An 18,079-nucleotide genomic window follows, 5' to 3' on the forward strand; every position below is an offset into this window, starting at 1 on the left:
CGAATTGCGGGACGATCCTACGCAGGGTTGTCGCGCAAGATTTCCGCTGCGTTGCGCCACGCCTTTCATGCGTAACGGCTTACGTTCAGATACCAACCCTTTGTTCGCGAGCAAGCTCGCTCCTACAGGAGAGCTGCGCATGAACCAGCCACTCACGCTCACCGCCGCGCAGAAAGCCGGCCCAACACTCACCGCCGTCGCCCTCGGCGTGGTACTCGCCATTCTGCTGGCCATGCCGCTGCTGCACCTGCTTCCGGCGGACAATGCCTTCCACGTCTCGGCCTACACCCTGACGCTGGTCGGCAAGATCCTCTGCTACGCCATCGTCGCCCTGGCGCTGGATTTGGTCTGGGGTTACGCGGGACTGTTGTCCCTCGGCCACGGACTGTTCTTCGCGCTTGGCGGTTACGCCATGGGCATGTACCTGATGCGAGAAAGCGCTGGCGACGGGCTGCCCGCGTTCATGAACTTCCTCGCCTGGACCGAGTTGCCCTGGTATTGGTACGGCACCTCGAGCTTTCTCTGGGCGATGTGCCTGGTGGTACTGGTGCCAGGTTTGCTGGCGTTCGTCTTCGGCTTTTTTGCCTTCCGCTCGCGAATCAAAGGCGTGTACTTCTCGATCATGACCCAGGCGCTGACCTTCGCCGGCATGCTGTTGTTCTTTCGTAACGAGACAGGCTTCGGCGGCAACAACGGTTTCACCGGTTTTACTCGCATCCTCGGCTTTGACATCACAGCGCCGGCAACCCGTGCGGCGTTGTTCCTCGCAACCGTGTTGCTGCTGACCGGCAGCCTGCTGCTGGGTTGGCAACTCGCTCGCAGCAAGTTCGGCCGAGTGCTGACCGCGCTACGCGACGCGGAGAACCGCCTGATGTTCTGCGGCTACGATCCACGCGGCTACAAGCTGTTCATCTGGACGTTATCAGCGGTGCTCTGTGGTCTGGCCGGGGCGCTCTACGTGCCGCAGGTCGGCATCATCAACCCCAGCGAAATGGCGCCGACGCAATCCATCGAGGCCGCCGTCTGGGTTGCCCTCGGCGGTCGCGGCACGCTGATCGGGCCGCTGCTCGGCGCCGGCATCGTCAACGGCATGAAGAGCTGGTTCACCGTGGCCTTCCCTGAGTACTGGCTGTTCGCCCTCGGTGCGCTGTTCATCGTTGTCACCCTGTACCTGCCCAAGGGAGTCATCGGCCTGCTGCGCAAGGAGAAACAGCAATGAACGCCACTACCTATCAGGCCAGCCTGCCACTGGACAGGGGGCCGCTAATCGGCAAGGGCGTCAATGTCCGCCACGGCACCATCCTCACCCTGGAGGGGATAAACGTCAGCTTCGATGGCTTCAAGGCGCTGACCGATCTCAACCTGTACATCGGCGTCGGCGAGTTGCGCTGCATCATCGGCCCCAACGGCGCCGGCAAGACCACCATGATGGACGTCATCACCGGCAAGACCCGCCCTGTCAGCGGCAAAGCCTGGTTCGGCGAGCAGTTCGACCTGACCCGCATGAGCGAAGTCCAGATCGCCCAGGCCGGCATCGGTCGCAAGTTCCAGAAGCCGACGGTATTCGAGGCACTCTCAGTATTCGAGAACCTTGAGCTGACCCAGAAAGCGGACAAGTCGGTGTGGGCCAGCCTGAAGGCTAGGATCTCCGGCGAGCAGAAGGACCGCATCGACGAGGTGTTGACCACCATCCGCCTGCAGACATCGCGCAATCGCCCGGCCGGCCTGCTCTCCCACGGCCAGAAGCAGTTCCTGGAAATCGGCATGCTGCTGATGCAGGAGCCGCATCTGCTGCTGCTCGACGAGCCAGTGGCCGGTATGACCGACGCCGAAACCGAATTCACCGCCGAGCTGTTCAAGAGCCTGGCGCGCAAGCACTCGCTGATGGTGGTCGAGCACGACATGGGCTTCGTCGGCTCCATCGCCGATCACGTCACCGTGCTGCACCAGGGCCAGGTACTGGCCGAAGGCTCGCTCGAAACTGTGCAGAACGACGAGCGGGTGATCGAGGTGTATCTAGGGCGGTGAGCGACTCAACGGGAGGTGATCCCGGCGTCGTTCACCCTCCAAGGTCGCATCAAGGTGGATGGATAGAGCGTCCGCCGAACGTAGGGTGGATAACGCCGCAGGCTTACCACCGAAAACGGCGAAGCCTTTTCCATGCGTAATGACGAAACAAGGACATCGACATGCTGCAAGTCCAACAACTGCATCAGTATTACGGCGGCAGCCATATCCTCCGCGGCCTGTCGTTCGACGCCCGGATCGGCGAAGTCACCTGCCTGCTGGGCCGCAACGGCGTCGGCAAGACCACCCTGCTCAAGTGTCTGATGGGCCTGATTCCCGCCAAGGAAGGTGCGGTGAACTGGGAAGGCAAACCGATCACTGGTTTCAAGCCGCACCAGCGCGTGCACGCCGGGATCGCTTACGTGCCGCAGGGGCGCGAAATCTTCGGGCGACTGACCGTCGAGGAAAACCTACTGATGGGCCTGTCCCGTTTCAGCGCCAAGGAAGCGAAAGAGGTTCCCGAGTTCATTTACGAGCTGTTCCCAGTCCTCAAGGAGATGAAGCACCGCCGCGGCGGCGATCTCTCGGGCGGTCAACAGCAACAACTGGCCATCGGCCGCGCACTGGCGAGCAAGCCGCGCCTGTTGATCCTCGACGAGCCCACCGAAGGCATTCAGCCCTCGGTGATCAAGGAGATTGGCGTGGTGATCAAGAAACTCGCCGCCCGCGGCGACATGGCGATCCTGCTGGTGGAGCAGTTCTACGACTTCGCCGCCGAGCTGGCCGACCAGTATCTGGTGATGAGCCGCGGCGAAATCATTCAGCAGGGCCGGGGCGAGACGATGGAGGCCGACGGGGTGCGCGGGCTGGTAGCGATCTGAAGGACGCGGTATCGATTAGCGTTCTGCCAAAACCAAGCCCGCTTCGGTGAGCCGGATGCCGCTGCGTTCCACCGGTACACCCGCCTCCAAGATAGAGTGAGCTCACGCGCTGTCAGAGAAATTGGTGCTTTCGAATAGGGTCAGTGCAGCGAACGGCGAATGCAACGCTGTGCTGACCTGAGCGGCCGCGACCACACCCGGTCGCTGCCCCAATCGCAAGCATCAATCGCGCCTACGGGCACCGTTTCACCAGACGGTATGGCACATGAGCAAGGCTCCACCATCGCAAACCGGCAATCTCGCCGAGATCTGGTTCGCCAGCCGTGGCTGGCAGCCCTTTCCATTCCAGCAGGACGTCTGGCAAGCCGTGCAGAACGGCGAATCCGGTCTGCTCCACGCCACCACCGGTTCGGGCAAAACCTACGCCGTCTGGCTAGGCGCACTGAACCGCTTTGCGCCTGCACAAGTCCTGCCGGCGAGCGAATTACACGCCCCGCCCAGAGCATCAGACAAGCCCGCCCCGCTCACCGTCCTCTGGATCACCCCCATGCGTGCGCTGGCGGCCGACACGGCCCGCGCCCTGCAGGCTCCGCTGGACGACTTCGGCATCAACTGGGGTATCGGTCTGCGCACCGGCGATACCACCGGCGCCGAACGCGCGCGACAAAATCGTCGCCTACCCAGTGCGCTGGTTACCACGCCGGAAAGTCTGACACTGCTGCTGACCCGCGCTGACGCGCGGCAGGCTTTCGGCCACCTGCGCATGGTGATTGTGGATGAATGGCACGAGCTGCTGGGCAACAAGCGCGGCGTCCAGCTGCAACTGGCGTTAGCTCGGCTCCGCAGCTGGATGCCAGAGCTGATCGTCTGGGGCCTCTCAGCCACGTTGGGGAATCAACCGCATGCGCTGGAGGTGCTGCTGCATCCGGGCACGGGTCGGTTGGTGCAAGGCAGAATCGACAAGCAACTGCGCGTCGACACGCTGCTCCCCCCGAGTATCGAGCGCTTTCCCTGGGCCGGACATCTGGGCCTGCGCATGCTGCCGCAGGTGGTCGAGGAGATCGAATCGGCCGCCACCACACTGGTATTTACCAACACCCGCTCGCAATCCGAACTCTGGTACCAGGCCATCCTCGAAGCGCGGCCGGACTGGGCCGGACTGATCGCCCTTCACCACGGCTCGCTGGCCCGCGAGGTGCGCGACTGGGTCGAACTGGGTCTTAAGCAAGGTGCGCTGAAGGCCGTCGTCTGCACATCGAGCTTGGATCTGGGGGTCGACTTCCTGCCGGTAGAGCGTGTGCTGCAAATCGGCTCACCGAAAGGCGTGGCGCGGCTGATGCAGCGTGCCGGGCGCTCCGGACACGCACCGGGTCGGACGTCCAGGGTCACGCTGGTGCCGACGCACAGCGTCGAAGTAGTCGAAGCCGCTGCCGCCCAGGTCGCCATTGCCGAACGCCGCATCGAGGCCCGCAGCGCACCGCATCGGCCTCTCGACGTGCTGGTCCAGCACTTGGTCAGTATGGCCTTGGGCGGCGGTTTTCGACCGGACGAATTGCTCGCCGAAGTGCGCCAGGCTTGGTCGTACCGCGATCTGGACGAAGACCAGTGGCAATGGGCGCTGGCTTTCGTCCGCCACGGTGGGCATTCGCTGACGGCCTACCCGGATTATCAACGCGTCGAGCCGGACGATACCGGCCTCTGGAAGGTACCGAGCAAACGCGTCGCTCTGCGCCATCGCATGAGCATCGGCACCATCGTCAGCGATGCCAGCCTGATAGTGAAATTCTGGGCTAAGGGCGGCAGCGGTCGCTCGCTGGGCACCATCGAAGAAGGCTTCATCGCCCGCCTGCGCCCGGGTGACAACTTTCTTTTCGGCGGGCGCCTGTTGGAGCTGGTGCGTGTCGAGAACATGACCGTTTACGTCAGCCGCGCCACGGGCAAGAAAGCTGCGGTGCCGCGGTGGAATGGCGGACGCATGCCCTTGTCCAGCGAGCTCGCCGATGCGGTGGTCGAGCAGCTGGGCGCCGCCTCGCGTGGCCAGTTCGCCAGCCCGGAGATGCGCCTGGTCGAGCCCTTGCTGCGGGTACAGCTGGATTGGTCGGCGCTGCCTACCGAAACCACGCTACTGGCCGAGGTAATGAAGTCCCGTGAAGGCTGGCACCTGTTCCTCTATCCCTTCGCTGGCCGCCACGTGCACCTCGGGCTCGCCAGTCTGCTGGCCTGGCGCATGGGGCAACGGCAGCCGCTGACCTTTTCCATCGCCGTCAACGACTACGGTTTCGAACTGCTCTCGGCCACTGAAGTAGATTGGCTGCACTGGCTGACGCCGGCCTTGTTCAGCCAAAAGGATCTGTTGCATGACGTACTCGCCAGCCTCAACGCGGGCGAACTGGCGCGCCGACGGTTTCGCGAGATTGCCCGTATTGCCGGGCTGGTGTTCTCCGGTTATCCCGGTGCGCAAAAAAGCGCCCGCCAGTTGCAGGCATCCAGCGGGCTGTTTTTTGATGTGTTCCGCCAGTACGACCCAGCCAATCTGTTATTGACCCAAGCCGAGGAAGAGGTGCTGCGACAGGAACTGGAGGTTGAGCGATTGGAACAAACCCTGAACCGGCTGAAGCAACGTCAGCTGGACGTCCATGTGGTCAAACGCACCACGCCATTGGCCTTCCCACTGATGGTCGAACGATTCCGCGAAAGCATGAGCACGGAAAAACTGGCCGATCGCATTCGGCGGATGGTGGCCGAGTTGGACAAGGCGGCGGGACCTGGCGGCTATCAGCCAGAAGCAAACGCCAGCATCGCGGTGGAGCGCGAAACCAGCCCAAAGCGCAAACCGCGCGCGACCAAGGATGGTACGCCGAGGCCGAAGAAGGCGAAGCGCTCCAGTTGAAAGTTTTCACGCAGAGTCCTGGTCGTCGAGGCAGAGCATTGCCAGCGCGTTGCCACGCAGAGCGTGGGAACGATCAAAGAGCTTCGCCCCAAGGTCGGGCCTCCCACCAAGCCGCAAGTACGCCCGATTCTGTGAGAGGCGCGCCCCCGCGGCGAAAACGGACCTTCTACCAGCTCGGAACGATCAAAGAGCTTCGCCCCGAGGTCGGGCCTCCCACAAAAGCCGCAGGTACGCCCCGATTCTGTGGGAGGCGCGCCCCCGCGGCGAAAGCGGACCTTCTGCCAGCACGGAAAGTAAAAGCCTCGCCTGAGGTCGTGCCACCAACTGGCACATGAGAACACTCGCACGCCCGCGATACACTTCCCCGCATGACGCCACATCTACCTATCGAACTGGAACAGACCGAGCTCTGGCTGCTCGCCGACAAGGCCATCTACTGGCCGGAACAGCGGGCACTCCTGATCGCCGATATCCATTTCGGCAAGGCCGCCGCGTATCGACGCCTCGGCCAGCCGGTCCCGCACGGCACGACTCAAACCAACCTGCAGCGACTGGATGCGCTACTGGCCCGCTATCGGTGTGAGCAGCTGATATTCCTGGGCGATTTCCTGCACGCACCGGAATCGCAGACACCAGCCATCCTTGCGCAACTGCACGCATGGCGCGACGGGTACCCAGCGCTCGCCATCACCCTGATCCGTGGCAACCACGACCGCCGCGCCGGCGACCCGCCTTCCACCCTCGGCATGACCGTGGTTCCCGAACCCCTGCTGCTCGGCCCGTTCGCTCTGCAACACGAACCCGACCCGCATCCCACCCATCATGTACTGGCTGGCCATCTGCACCCGGCGTTCCGCCTCAATGGGCGCGGGCGCCAGTCGTTGCGCCTGCCCTGTTTTTGCATCGGCGAGCGGCTGAGTTTGCTGCCGGCCTTCGGCAGTTTCACCGGAATGATGGAGGTCGACGCCGACCCGGGCCGGCGTCTGTTCGTGGTTGGGGATGACTGTGTGTGGCGGGTGGCTTGAGCCCGGCGTTCAGGCCTCGGAAATACCAGTCACGGTAATACCGAAGCGTTCGGCCAAGCGTGTGGCGGGTGTCTCCTCGATATCCGGATCATGCTCATAGGCGTCTTCCTCACCGGCATAATCCTGTTCCGCCTTGCGAGTGACCAGTTCTACGGCCTCGTCGATGTCCGGCTGATGCTCGGATTCGGTACGGAGGATGGAGGTATTGCCGTCTTTGCTGTACGCGATGATCCAGGTCGTCATGAGTGCCCCCTTATTCTTAGCGCCTTCGGCATTGCTCGCCGAAATGGGCGTTGCTTTGTTTAGAGCCTAGCCCCTTGCGTTCAGTTCTGCCGCTCGCGCTTGTTCGGACGACCTGCCGAACGGTCTGAACAGGGCCATCGAGCGCCGGTCATCGATAGATAGCCGGAGACCAAACCATGATTCGATCACGCTCACGAACAGAAACGACCGAAGAGCAACTCGTCGAGCTGCTGCGCCAACATGCGATTGCGCTACCGGCAATCGACGATGAGGCGTTTGCCGACCATTTCGACCAATTCGCAGATGCCCGCGTGGTGCTAATTGGCGAGGCCAGTCACGGCACCTCGGAGTTCTACCGTGCCCGAGCGGCCATTACCCGAAGGCTCGTCGAGCGCCACGGTTTCAACATCATCGCTGCCGAAGCGGATTGGCCGGATGCGGCGAAAATCGACTGTTACGTGCGCCATCAGCAGCCGCCGACCTGGGTCGAGGAAGGCTTCAAGCGCTTCCCGACCTGGATGTGGCGCAACCAGGAGGTCGCCGATTTCGCCCGTTGGCTGCGCGGCCACAACGAGGTCCTGGCGCCCCAGCAACGGGTTGAGTTTCGTGGCCTTGACGTCTACAGCCTCGGCTCTTCGATCCGTGAGGTGCTCGACTACCTCGATCGCGTCGACCCGCAGGCAGCCAGCGCTGCACGCGCCCGCTACGGTTGCCTCAGCCCTTGGCACGAAGAGCCGGCGATCTACGGTCACAACGTCATGCTTGGCCAGCCGTCCTGTGAAGACGCAGTGGTCGAACAACTAGGGGCACTGCTCGATCAACGTCTGGAATACCTGGAAAAGGACGGCGGCAGCTTCTTCAATGCCGAGCAGAATGCCCGCGTCGTTCTTGCGGCGGAGCAGTACTACCGGGCCATGTATCAAGGTTCGGTGAATTCCTGGAATCTGCGTGATCGGCATATGTTCGACACCTTGCGCGCACTGTTGGGCCACCGCGGTGATAGCGCAAAGGCCATCGTCTGGGCGCACAACTCACATATCGGCAACGCCGCGGCGACGTCGATGGGCTGGGGCGGTGAGTTCAATATCGGCGAGCTGTGTCGCACCGCTTTCGGTAGCGATGCGGTACTGATCGGCATGGCCACAGACCGTGGCGAGGTGGCGGCGGCGGACAACTGGGACGAGCCGATGCAGATCAAGCAGGTCCGCCCGTCTCGTCCGGACAGCTGGGAGCAATTGTTCCTGCGTACCGGCATCGCTGCGTCGCTAACCAGCTGGCGCGACAACGCGCAACTGCGACAGACGTTGGCCAAGCCGCGTCTGGAACGGGCTATTGGCGTCATCTACCGCCCGGCTACCGAACGGCAAAGCCATTATTTCCAAGCCATACTGTCTGAACAGTTCGACGCCATGATCTGGCTGGAACAGACCCATGCGGTGACGCCGATAGGCCCGCAACAGATCGACGACGGAATCGTTCCGGATACCTACCCGTTCGGAGAGTGAGTCATGCGTGCGTTCATTCCTGATTCCCATCTGTTTCGCGACCGCGTGCATGCCGGTCAGGAACTGGCAGAGGCCCTGCAGCATCTGGCCGACTCGAACCCGATAGTGCTCGCGTTGCCGCGCGGCGGCGTGCCCGTTGCCTTCGAGGTGGCACACAGCCTCAAGGCGCGTCTCGATCTGGTGCTGGTGCGCAAGATCGGCGCACCGGGTAACGAAGAACTGGCGCTCGGTGCGGTGATCGACGGTGCCGAGCCCAAATGGGTCATCAATCAGGAGTTGTTCAACCAGATCGCACCGCCGCCGAACTGGTTCGAAGAGAAAATGGAACGTCAGCTGTCCGAGCTGGAACGGCGCCGGCAACGCTACTGTGGCGACCGGCCCGCACCGCTACTGGGTGGTCGCTGTGTCATCGTGATCGACGATGGCGTCGCAACGGGTGCAACTGTGAGAGCCGCCTTGAAGGGATTGAAACAGGCGAACCCCAGCCGGATCGTGCTTGCGATCCCAGTGGGCCCGCGCGAGGAAGTTGAAATGCTGAGAACGGAGGTGGACGAGCTGGTGTGCCTGGCCATGCCCGAGCCGTTCGTGGGTGTGGGTTGCCATTATGGCGATTTCACCCAGACGAGCGATGAGCAGGTCATTGACCTGCTTGAGCGCGCCCAAGGGCTGGCGGTAGACCCCGCAGCGGATTGATCGTAGGGCAGAACGTGTTCGCCCTCGTTCAACGGCTGGCCGAATGAATTCGGCCCTACAAACCAGCCCTGAGCGCACCAGATCTAAGGGCCAAATGAATTCGGTCCTACAAATTCTGGCTCAGCCTGAAACCGGAACAAACCCAGCCCAAGCGCACCCGACTCGTAGGGCCGAACTTGTTCGGCCTTTGCGACGACGGAATGATTCGGCCCTACAGACGCTGGTTCGTACTAGGTTCAAGCCACCGGCGCCGGTGGTGGCTGGTCCGGAATGGTCGGCTCACCGGGCTCACTTGGCAGATCCGGCACACCGGGCTCTTCCGGATCGCCCGGTACGCCGTTGGCCTGCAAGCCGAGCCTGTCGTCCAATTCGAAGATGTTTTCCATGTCGCTGTCCTCCTGCTGTAACCGGGATGGTCTATAGCAGTAGAGGTCCCGCGACTGGCATAAATCCGTCCTTCCGTCGGGCTGGCACCAATCGGTCGCTGCGCGTTATTCGCAGCCGCCAGCTTGCGGCGATTGGCGCGTTACCACATCAAATCGTCGGGAATCTGATAAGCGGCGTACGGATCGTCCGCATCCGGTGTTTCGGTCTGGATATTGAGCTGAACGATGCGGCGCGGATCGCGCTCCTGGATCTTCAGCGCCGCCTCGCGCGGAATCACCTCGTAACCGCCACCGTGACGGACGATCGCCAGCGAGCCGCTGGACAGCTTGTCGCGCATCAGCTTGTTCACCGACAAGCGCTTGACCTTCTTGTCGTCGACGAAGTTGTAGTAATCCTCGGTGGTCAGCTTGGGCAGGCGGCTGCCTTCAATCAGCTGTTTGATCTGCGCAGTACGTGCCTTCTGCTCGGCCTTTTGCTGCTGCTGCCGATTCAATTCCTGATCGCGCGCTAACTTCTCGGCTTGCGCCTTGAGCGCTGCCTCGCGTTGAGAGTCGTCCTTTTCGACCTGGCCTTTCTTCACCAGACGCTGTTGTTTCTGCTGCTGCTTGCCGGCCTGCTTGGCCTGCTTCTCATTGACCAGCCCGGCTTTGAGCAGCTGATCGCGAAGGGAAAGACTCATGTGTCGGCTCGTCTCGTCGTGGATTCAAATTTAGCGGAAGGTGGATCATGCGTTTGCTAACCACCCGGCAGGATTGTGGCGGATGCAAAAAGTGACATCCACCTGCTAATCGCAATGGCTGTTAGCCGCAGGACGGTGCCCGCTCGGCTTTCTTGGCTTCGCCCCAGAGCGCATCGAGCTCTTCAAGGTCGCAATTCTCGATGGGGCGACCACGTTCACGCAAGGCTCGCTCGATAAAGCGGAAGCGTTGCTCGAACTTGCGATTGGCCGCACGCAGGGCGTTTTCAGGGTCAACCTTGAGGTGGCGCGCCAGATTCACCGTGACGAATAGCAGATCGCCAATTTCCTCGGCGATGGCGTCGGGATCGTTCTCGCTCATGGCCTCGAGCACCTCGTCCAGCTCCTCACGCACCTTGTCCACCACTGGCAAGGCATCGGGCCAGTCGAAACCAACCTGCGCCGCGCGCTTTTGCAGCTTGGCGGCACGGCTCAGTGCCGGCAGTGCACTGGGCACGTCATCAAGCAAAGACAGCTGCTCCGGCGCGGTCGCTTTCTCGGCACGCTCCTCGGCCTTGATCTCTTCCCAGCGCTGCTTGATCGCCGCCTCGTCGAGGCGCGGCAGCTCGGGCGAGCCATATAGATCGCCGTCGGGAAACACATGGGGGTGGCGGCGGATCAACTTGCGGGTGATGGCATCGACCACCGTGGCGAACTCGAACCGCTCCTCTTCCTTCGCCAGCTGGCTGTAATAGACGACCTGAAACAGCAGATCGCCCAGTTCGCCGGGCAGATGATCGAAGTCGCCACTCTCGATGGCATCGGCCACTTCGTAGGCTTCCTCGAGGGTGTGCGGGACGATGCTGGCGTAATCCTGCTGCAGGTCCCAGGGGCAACCGTGCTTTGGGTCACGGATTCGAGCCATCAGGTGCAGAAGGTCGTTGAGTTGGTACATGGCAAGTCCTGGAAAGCTGGAAGCTGGAAGCTGGAAGCCTGACACCGAACCGCTTTTACTTCTAGCTTCAGGCTTCCAGCTCATAAGCTGCTTTAACTAGCTCTTTGGCGCTTCGCCTCGATAATATTCGGCAGCTGCGATACCCGTCCCAGCAACCGCCCCAGCGCACCCAGCCCGGGAATCTCGATGGTCAGGGTCATCTGGGCCGTGCTGTCTTCCTTGTTCGAGCGGGTGTTGACGGCCAGCACGTTGATTCGCTCGTTCAGCAACACCTGCGAGACATCGCGCAGCAGGCCGGCGCGGTCGTAGGCGCGGATGATGATGTCCACTGGGTAGGTTTTCTCCGGAATCGGACCCCAGCTGACCTGGATGATCCGCTCCGGCTCGCGTCCGGCCAATTGCAGCACCGAAGCACAATCCTGACGGTGAATGCTGACCCCACGACCGACCGTGATGTAGCCGACGATAGGATCGCCCGGCAGCGGCTGGCAGCAGCCGGCCATCTGCGTCAGCAAATTGCCGACGCCCTGGATTTGCACGTCGCCACGTTTGCCGGGCTTGGTGCTGGCGGGACGGCGCGGGATCAGTTCGAGCTGATCGGCAGCGTGGCCATCCGGCTCCACCAGTTGCTGCGCGTGATTGACCAACTGAGCCAGGCGCAGGTCGCCGGCGCCGAGCGCAGCGAACATGTCCTCGGCCGTCTTCAAGTTGGCCTTTTCCGCCAACTTGTCGAAGTCCACCGGCGGCAGGTCGAGACGGCCCAGTTCGCGTTCGAGCAACGCCTTGCCCGCTGCGACGTTCTGATCGCGCGCTTGCAGCTTGAACCAGTGGACGATCTTCGCCCGCGAGCGTGAGGTGGTGATGTAACCCAGGTTGGGGTTCAGCCAGTCGCGGCTCGGCGAGCCGTGCTTGCTGGTGATGATTTCAACCTGTTCGCCGGTCTGCAGGCTGTAGTTGAGCGGCACGATGCGCCCGTTGATCTTGGCGCCGCGGCAGTTGTGACCGATCTCGGTGTGTACGCGATAGGCGAAATCCAGCGGTGTGGCACCCTTGGGCAGGTCGATGGCATGACCATCCGGGGTGAACACATAGACGCGGTCGGGTTCGATATCCACGCGCAATTGGTCAGCCAGACCGCCAATGTCGCCCAATTCCTCGTGCCATTCGAGCACCTGACGCAGCCAGGCGATCTTCTCTTCGTAGTGGTTGGAGCTGGAATTGACGTCAGTGCCCTTGTAACGCCAATGGGCACAAACCCCCAACTCCGCCTCCTCGTGCATTGCGATGGTACGGATCTGCACTTCCAGTACCTTGCCCTCCGGGCCGAGCACCGCGGTGTGCAGCGAGCGGTAGCCATTTTCCTTGGGGTTGGCGATGTAGTCGTCGAACTCTTTGGGAATATGCCGCCACAACGTATGCACGATACCGAGCGCGGTGTAGCAATCGCGAATTTCAGGCACCAGTACCCGTACGGCGCGAACATCATAGATCTGGCTGAACTGCAGGCCCTTCTTCTGCATCTTTCGCCAAATGGAATAGATGTGCTTGGCGCGGCCATCGATTTCCGGGTTGATACCGGCGGCGTTCAGTTCGTCCTGCAGCTGCTGAACCACATTATCGATGTACTGCTCACGGTCCAGGCGGCGCTCATGCAGCAACTGGGCAATCTGCTTGTATTGCTCGGGCTCGAGATAGCGGAAGGACAGATCCTCCAGCTCCCATTTGATATGACCGATGCCCAGGCGATGCGCCAGCGGGGCGTAGATGTCGAAGACCTCGCGAGCGACACGGTGACGTTTGTCGTCGTCGGCATTTTTCACTTCACGAATCGCGCAGGTCCGTTCCGCCAGTTTGATCAGCGCAACGCGCACATCGTCGACCATGGCCACGAGCATCTTGCGCAGGTTTTCAACCTGGGTCTGAGTGCCCAGCACCAGAGATTCACGGGAGTTGAGACTGGCGCTGATAGCGGCCATGCGCAGCACGCCTTCGATCAATTTGGCCACCACCGGACCAAATTTCTGATGCACCTCTGCCAGCTGTACCTTGCCCTCGCGTACGGCGCGGTAAATGACCGCGGCCACCAGACTGTCCTGGTCGAGCTTGAGATCGGCGAGTATCTCTGCAATCTCAAGACCGGTCTGGTAACTGGAGGTGCCTTCGCTCCATAGATTCTGTGCCGCATTGGCCTGCTGCTCCGCCGCTCGGGCGAATTCACAGGCCTGTTTGAGTGCGTCGCGGTCGAGTGCCGGGTCCATCCCCAGCACATGATCGAGCCAGCCTTCGAGGTTAATGCTGCCGTCGGTGTTGATCGGCTGAAGCGCTCTGACCTGGACCATCTATCTACCTTCCCTCTACGCAGTATTTGCGTCGAATACGCCGACTTTCTGGGAGTCGGTCGGTTGAACCACAGGCCGTTTGCCTGTCAAAAGTTTTGCTATGCCGATCGCTCGAAGAGCGCCATGGCCTCGACGTGCGCCGTTTGTGGAAACATATCCAGCACGCCGGCTCGCTTGAGCTGATAACCCTGGCGAACCAGCTCAGCGGCATCGCGTGCCAGCGTCGCAGGGTTGCACGAAACATAGACCACCCGCCGTGCGCCTAAAGTCGTCATCTGTCGAACGATCTCGAACGCGCCGTCACGCGGCGGGTCCAGCAATACGGCCGCGAAACCCTCTTTAGCCCACTGCGCTTCGGCAAGCGGCTTCGACAGGTCCGCCTGATAAAAGTGCGCATTGACCAGACCGTTGTGCGCCGCATTGGTGCGGGCGCGCTCGACCATCTCGGCAACACCCTCGACCGCCACCACCTGCGCGCCCTCACGTGCCAGCGGCAAGGCGAAGTTGCCCAACCCGCAGAACAGATCCAGCACCCGCTCGCCTGTTGCGGGTGCCAGCCAAGCCAGAGCCTGCGCCACCATCGCCTCGTTCACCGGCGCGTTGACCTGGACAAAATCGCCTGGCCGCCAGGCCAATTCCAGATCCCATGCAGGCAATCGGTAGCCCAACGTATACCTCGGCTCCAGCGGCAGCGGCTGACCTTCGCCCTGCAACCAGAGCTGAACGCCCTGTGCCTGTGCAAAAGCCGACAACCGCTGCAGATCCGTCTCGACCAGCGCCACGGTATGGCGCACCAGCACGGCTTCGGCAGTACCGCTGAACAGCTCCACGTGACCGATAGCCTGGGGTTTATCCAGCTCATGTACCACCGCCAGCAACGCCGGCAGAATCGATTGCAAAGGCTGTACCAGCACGTGGCATTCACGAATGGAAACGATGTCCTGACTGGCGCTGGCGCGAAAGCCAACGTCCAGTCGTCTGGCCTTGTTGTCCCAGCGCACCGCCAGCCGGGCGCGGCGACGATAGCTGAACTCGGGCCCGCTCAACGGAGCTGCCCAGACCTGAGGTTCGATGCCCGCCAGCCGCGACAGTTGCTCGGCGAGACTGCGCTGCTTGAGTTCGAGCTGATCGGCCTCGCTCAGGTGTTGTAGGTTGCAACCACCGCAAACCCTCGCATGCGGACAAGGCTCCCCACGACGGCGGGCGCTGGCGCTCAGCACTCGCTCGGTCCGGGCTTCGACTATCTGGCTGCGCGCCGCCAACACACGCGCCTCGACTTCCTCGTCGGGCAAAGCGCCTTCGACGAACCAGGTGCGGCCGTCAACAAAGCCAATGCCGCGCCCATCATTGGCCAAGCGCTGAATGTTCAGCCGCTGCTTCTTACCGGTCGGGATCTGTGGTTTCTTCTCGCCACCACTGGGCTGGAAGCGCAAACCGCCGCTGCGTTTGGCCATCAGCGGATACCGCCTTGAGCACGCACTTTCCGATCAGTTGGGCTGGTCATAAACGCCCGTCGATAGGTAGCGGTCGCCACGGTCACAGATGATCGCGACAATTACAGCGTTCTCGACTTCCTGCGACAGACGCAGCGCAGCCGCCACCGCACCGCCTGAGGACACGCCGCAGAAGATGCCCTCTTCGCGAGCCAGGCGCCGCATGACGTCTTCAGCCTCCGCCTGGGACATGTCGACGACACGGTCCACACGCTCGGCCTGATAGATCTTCGGCAGGTACTCTTGCGGCCAGCGCCGAATACCCGGAATCGCTGCGCCTTCCATGGGCTGCAGCCCGACGATCTGGATCGCCGGGTTCTGCTCCTTGAGGTAGCGCGACACGCCCATGATGGTGCCGGTGGTGCCCATGGAACTGACGAAATGAGTGATGCCACCGCCGGTCTGCTGCCAGAGTTCCGGGCCGGTGCTGCTGTAATGCGCTTCGGGATTGTCGCCATTGGCGAACTGGTCGAGCACCTTGCCACGGCCTTCGGCGGCCAGTTTCACCGCCAGGTCGCGGGCGCCCTCCATACCCTCCTCCTTCGTCACTAGGATCAGCTCGGCGCCGTATGCCGTCATCGCCGCCTTACGTTCGGCGCTGGAGTTGTCGGGCATGATCAGGATGAATTTGTAACCTTTGATCGCCGCCGCCATCGCCAATGCGATGCCGGTGTTGCCGGAGGTGGCTTCGATCAGCGTATCGCCGGGTTTGATCTCACCGCGCGCTTCCGCTCGCGCAATCATCGACAATGCGGGGCGATCTTTCACCGAGCCCGCCGGATTGTTGCCTTCGAGCTTGACCAGAATAGTGTTGGAGGTTTCGCCAGGCAGCCGCTGCAGGCGAACCAGGGGGGTGTTGCCGACGCAATCGGCAATGGTCGGGTACTGAATTGTCATGGCGTCGATGAACCGAGCGGCATTTGGAAGGCGCACATGATACCGACAACCACCGGACACGGGCAGACCGCCCGGCTTGGCCAGCGCATACCGCGATGAGCGAAACGCAGCGATCGAGCTTGGCAGATAGTTGTCAGTGGTCTAGCTCTATACCTATCGCCCTTCCTAAGGAACTCACTCATGCCCGTCGGACCTGCCGCACTGGTCTTCACGTTTTTCCTTGCCAGCCTGACTGCCTGCTCCAGCCCGGACAGTTCATCCAGCCAGACACCACCGGCACCCGAAGGCGCCAGTGGTTACACCGCCAAACCCGGCTGGGCCACCGAACGCTTTGCCGTGGCCGCAGCCAATCCGCTGGCCACCGAAGCGGGCTATCGGATTCTCAAGGCGGGAGGCAGCGCGATGGATGCCGCAGTCACCGTGCAGATGGTGCTGACCCTGGTCGAGCCGCAATCCAGCGGCATCGGCGGCGGCGCCTTTCTGCTGCATTGGGATGGCGAGAACGTAATCGCGCTGGATGGCCGCGAGACCGCGCCAGCAGCCGTCGACGAAGCGCTGTTCTTGAAGCCCGATGGCACACCCATGGATTTTCAGCAGGCGGTCGTCGGGGGTCGCTCGGTGGGTGTACCGGGCATCGTGAAGATGCTCGAACAGGCGCACCAGCAATACGGCGCCTTGCCTTGGCGAGAGCTGCTGCAACCGGCCATCAGGCTCGCCGAGGACGGCTTTGAAATCAGCCCGCGACTGCACCGTTTGCTTGAGAGCGACCCGGCGCTTCGCGACAACCCGCCCGCCGCCGCCTTCTACTACCAGCCAGACGGCTCGCCCTGGCCCGTTGGCCATCGCCTGCGCAACCCGGCCCTCGCCGAGTTGCTGCGCAACATCGCCGAGAACGGCAGCGATGCCTTCTATCGCGGCGCCAACGCCCAGGCGCTGGTGCGCCAGGTGAACGAACACCAGAACGCCGGAGCAATGACCCTGAGCGACCTTGAGGTCTACGAACCACGCCAACGCGATCCACTGTGCAATCTCTGGCAGCAGCGCTATCAGGTGTGTGGCTTTCCGCCTCCGTCATCCGGCCATATCACCCAGATGCAGATTCTTGGAATCCTGGAGCAATTGTCGCCGCTACCGGCGCTGGACCAAGGCGTGCCGTCGGCGGAGTTCCTGCACCATTACACCGAAGCCGCGCGCCTGGCCTACGCGGATCGCGCCAAATACATTGCCGACCCCGATTTCGCACCGGTACCGGGGCGGACATGGAACAGCATGCTCGCACCCAAGTACCTCAAACAGCGCGCCGAACTGATCGGCACGCGCAGCATGGGGACTGCGCAAGCAGGCGAACCGGGAGCGATGCCCGTCTCGTTCGCGCCTCAGCCCGCGCAGCCGGAGTACGGCACCAGCCACATCAGCATCGTCGACGATCAAGGCAACGCGCTGGCGATGACCACCAGCATCGAACAGGCCTTCGGCTCACGTCTGCTCAACGACGGCGGGACCGGTTTGCCCGGCGGCTATCTGCTGAACAACGAACTCACCGACTTCGCGTTCGAGCCGCGGGATTCCCGGGGCAAGTCGGTAGCCAACCGCGTCGAGCCGAACAAGCGCCCCCGTTCAAGCATGAGCCCAACGCTGGTGTTCGATGCCGCTGGCGAGCGCTTACTCGCCAGCGTCGGCTCGCCCGGCGGCGCGGCCATCATCCACTTCACGGCGAAAACCCTGCTGGGCATGTACGGCTGGGGGCTGGATGCGCAACGGGCGATCGACCTGCCGAACTTCGGGAGTTTCAACGGCCCGACTGTGCTCGAAGCCGGACGCTTCCCGGCTAGCACGGTGGAGTCACTGGAAGCACGCGGCCATGAGGTCAATGAGACAGACATGACCAGCGGCCTGCAGGCCATCCAGCGCACCGACAGTGGCTGGTTCGGCGGCGCCGATCCGAGGCGTGAAGGTGTGGTAATGGGGGAGTAAGGCAAAGAAGTTAAAAGCGCTGAAAGGCTGAACACAAAGCGGGTTGCACGGGGCCCGCTCTGATGTGAAAGCCGAAGCCTTTAGCTTGGGTGTGTTGCCGCTCCATACGCGGTC

The 18,079-nt window shown here is 62.4% G+C and carries 14 protein-coding genes and 1 pseudogene; 8 read left to right on the top strand and 7 right to left on the bottom strand.

All coding sequences use genetic code 11. The annotated features are described in order from the left end of the window. The first annotated feature begins 139 nt into the window (after positions 1–139). From urtC to pdeM, 5 genes and pseudogenes are all read left to right on the top strand, one after another. On the top strand, positions 140–1,219 hold the full coding sequence (gene urtC / locus NA647_RS11590; RefSeq protein ID WP_256057824.1) for an urea ABC transporter permease subunit UrtC: 1,080 nt from the start codon (positions 140–142) through the stop codon (positions 1,217–1,219). Positions 1,220–1,257: 38 nt separating this feature from the next. After that, positions 1,258–2,028: pseudogene (gene urtD, locus NA647_RS11595) on the top strand (urea ABC transporter ATP-binding protein UrtD); the annotation flags it as partial. 161 nt (positions 2,029–2,189) lie between these two features. Then, positions 2,190–2,888: an urea ABC transporter ATP-binding subunit UrtE gene (urtE, locus tag NA647_RS11600; protein WP_256057825.1), complete on the top strand. Its 699-nt coding sequence runs from the start codon at positions 2,190–2,192 to the stop codon at positions 2,886–2,888. Between the two features lie 265 nt (positions 2,889–3,153). Continuing rightward, positions 3,154–5,778, top strand: coding sequence for a ligase-associated DNA damage response DEXH box helicase (locus NA647_RS11605; protein WP_256057826.1), 2,625 nt, complete (start codon positions 3,154–3,156; stop codon positions 5,776–5,778). Between the two features lie 368 nt (positions 5,779–6,146). Then, positions 6,147–6,803: a ligase-associated DNA damage response endonuclease PdeM gene (pdeM, locus tag NA647_RS11610; RefSeq protein ID WP_256057827.1), complete on the top strand. Its 657-nt coding sequence runs from the start codon at positions 6,147–6,149 to the stop codon at positions 6,801–6,803. Positions 6,804–6,812: 9 nt separating this feature from the next. Here pdeM and NA647_RS11615 read toward each other — a convergent pair whose 3' ends face one another. Beyond that, positions 6,813–7,046 carry a hypothetical protein gene (locus NA647_RS11615; RefSeq protein ID WP_131648167.1) on the bottom strand — a complete coding sequence of 78 codons (234 nt, stop codon included), beginning with the start codon at positions 7,044–7,046 and terminating at the stop codon, positions 6,813–6,815. 176 nt (positions 7,047–7,222) lie between these two features. On the opposite strand from NA647_RS11615, the gene NA647_RS11620 reads away from it, so the two are divergent. Continuing rightward, positions 7,223–8,551, top strand: coding sequence for an erythromycin esterase family protein (locus tag NA647_RS11620; protein ID WP_256057828.1), 1,329 nt, complete (start codon positions 7,223–7,225; stop codon positions 8,549–8,551). A gap of 3 nt (positions 8,552–8,554) precedes the next feature. Then, positions 8,555–9,244: a phosphoribosyltransferase gene (locus NA647_RS11625; protein WP_256057829.1), complete on the top strand. Its 690-nt coding sequence runs from the start codon at positions 8,555–8,557 to the stop codon at positions 9,242–9,244. A gap of 236 nt (positions 9,245–9,480) precedes the next feature. Here the strand turns inward: NA647_RS11625 and NA647_RS11630 are convergent, their stop codons facing one another. The 6 genes from NA647_RS11630 to cysM all read right to left on the bottom strand — a co-directional run bounded on the left by NA647_RS11630 (position 9,481) and on the right by cysM (position 15,991). Continuing rightward, positions 9,481–9,630 (bottom strand): hypothetical protein, encoded by a 150-nt coding sequence (locus NA647_RS11630; RefSeq protein ID WP_256057830.1) that lies wholly within the window; start codon positions 9,628–9,630, stop codon positions 9,481–9,483. A gap of 140 nt (positions 9,631–9,770) precedes the next feature. Further along, entirely contained in the window at positions 9,771–10,310 is a 540-nt protein-coding gene (locus tag NA647_RS11635) for a DUF2058 domain-containing protein (protein ID WP_256057831.1), read from the bottom strand. Between the two features lie 121 nt (positions 10,311–10,431). Next, positions 10,432–11,262: a nucleoside triphosphate pyrophosphohydrolase gene (gene mazG / locus NA647_RS11640; RefSeq protein ID WP_256057833.1), complete on the bottom strand. Its 831-nt coding sequence runs from the start codon at positions 11,260–11,262 to the stop codon at positions 10,432–10,434. A gap of 92 nt (positions 11,263–11,354) precedes the next feature. Next, on the bottom strand, positions 11,355–13,601 hold the full coding sequence (gene relA / locus NA647_RS11645; protein WP_256057834.1) for a GTP diphosphokinase: 2,247 nt from the start codon (positions 13,599–13,601) through the stop codon (positions 11,355–11,357). A 98-nt stretch (positions 13,602–13,699) separates the two neighbouring features. Next, positions 13,700–15,055 carry a 23S rRNA (uracil(1939)-C(5))-methyltransferase RlmD gene (gene rlmD / locus NA647_RS11650; RefSeq protein ID WP_256057835.1) on the bottom strand — a complete coding sequence of 452 codons (1,356 nt, stop codon included), beginning with the start codon at positions 15,053–15,055 and terminating at the stop codon, positions 13,700–13,702. A gap of 33 nt (positions 15,056–15,088) precedes the next feature. Further along, on the bottom strand, positions 15,089–15,991 hold the full coding sequence (cysM, locus tag NA647_RS11655) for a cysteine synthase CysM (RefSeq protein ID WP_256057836.1): 903 nt from the start codon (positions 15,989–15,991) through the stop codon (positions 15,089–15,091). 180 nt (positions 15,992–16,171) lie between these two features. Here cysM and ggt point away from each other — a divergent pair, with 180 nt between their 5' ends. After that, on the top strand, positions 16,172–17,965 hold the full coding sequence (ggt, locus tag NA647_RS11660) for a gamma-glutamyltransferase (protein WP_256057838.1): 1,794 nt from the start codon (positions 16,172–16,174) through the stop codon (positions 17,963–17,965). Positions 17,966–18,079: the final 114 nt, after the last annotated feature.

Source organism: Stutzerimonas stutzeri, from assembly GCF_024448985.1.
Taxonomy (GTDB): domain Bacteria; phylum Pseudomonadota; class Gammaproteobacteria; order Pseudomonadales; family Pseudomonadaceae; genus Stutzerimonas; species Stutzerimonas stutzeri_AP.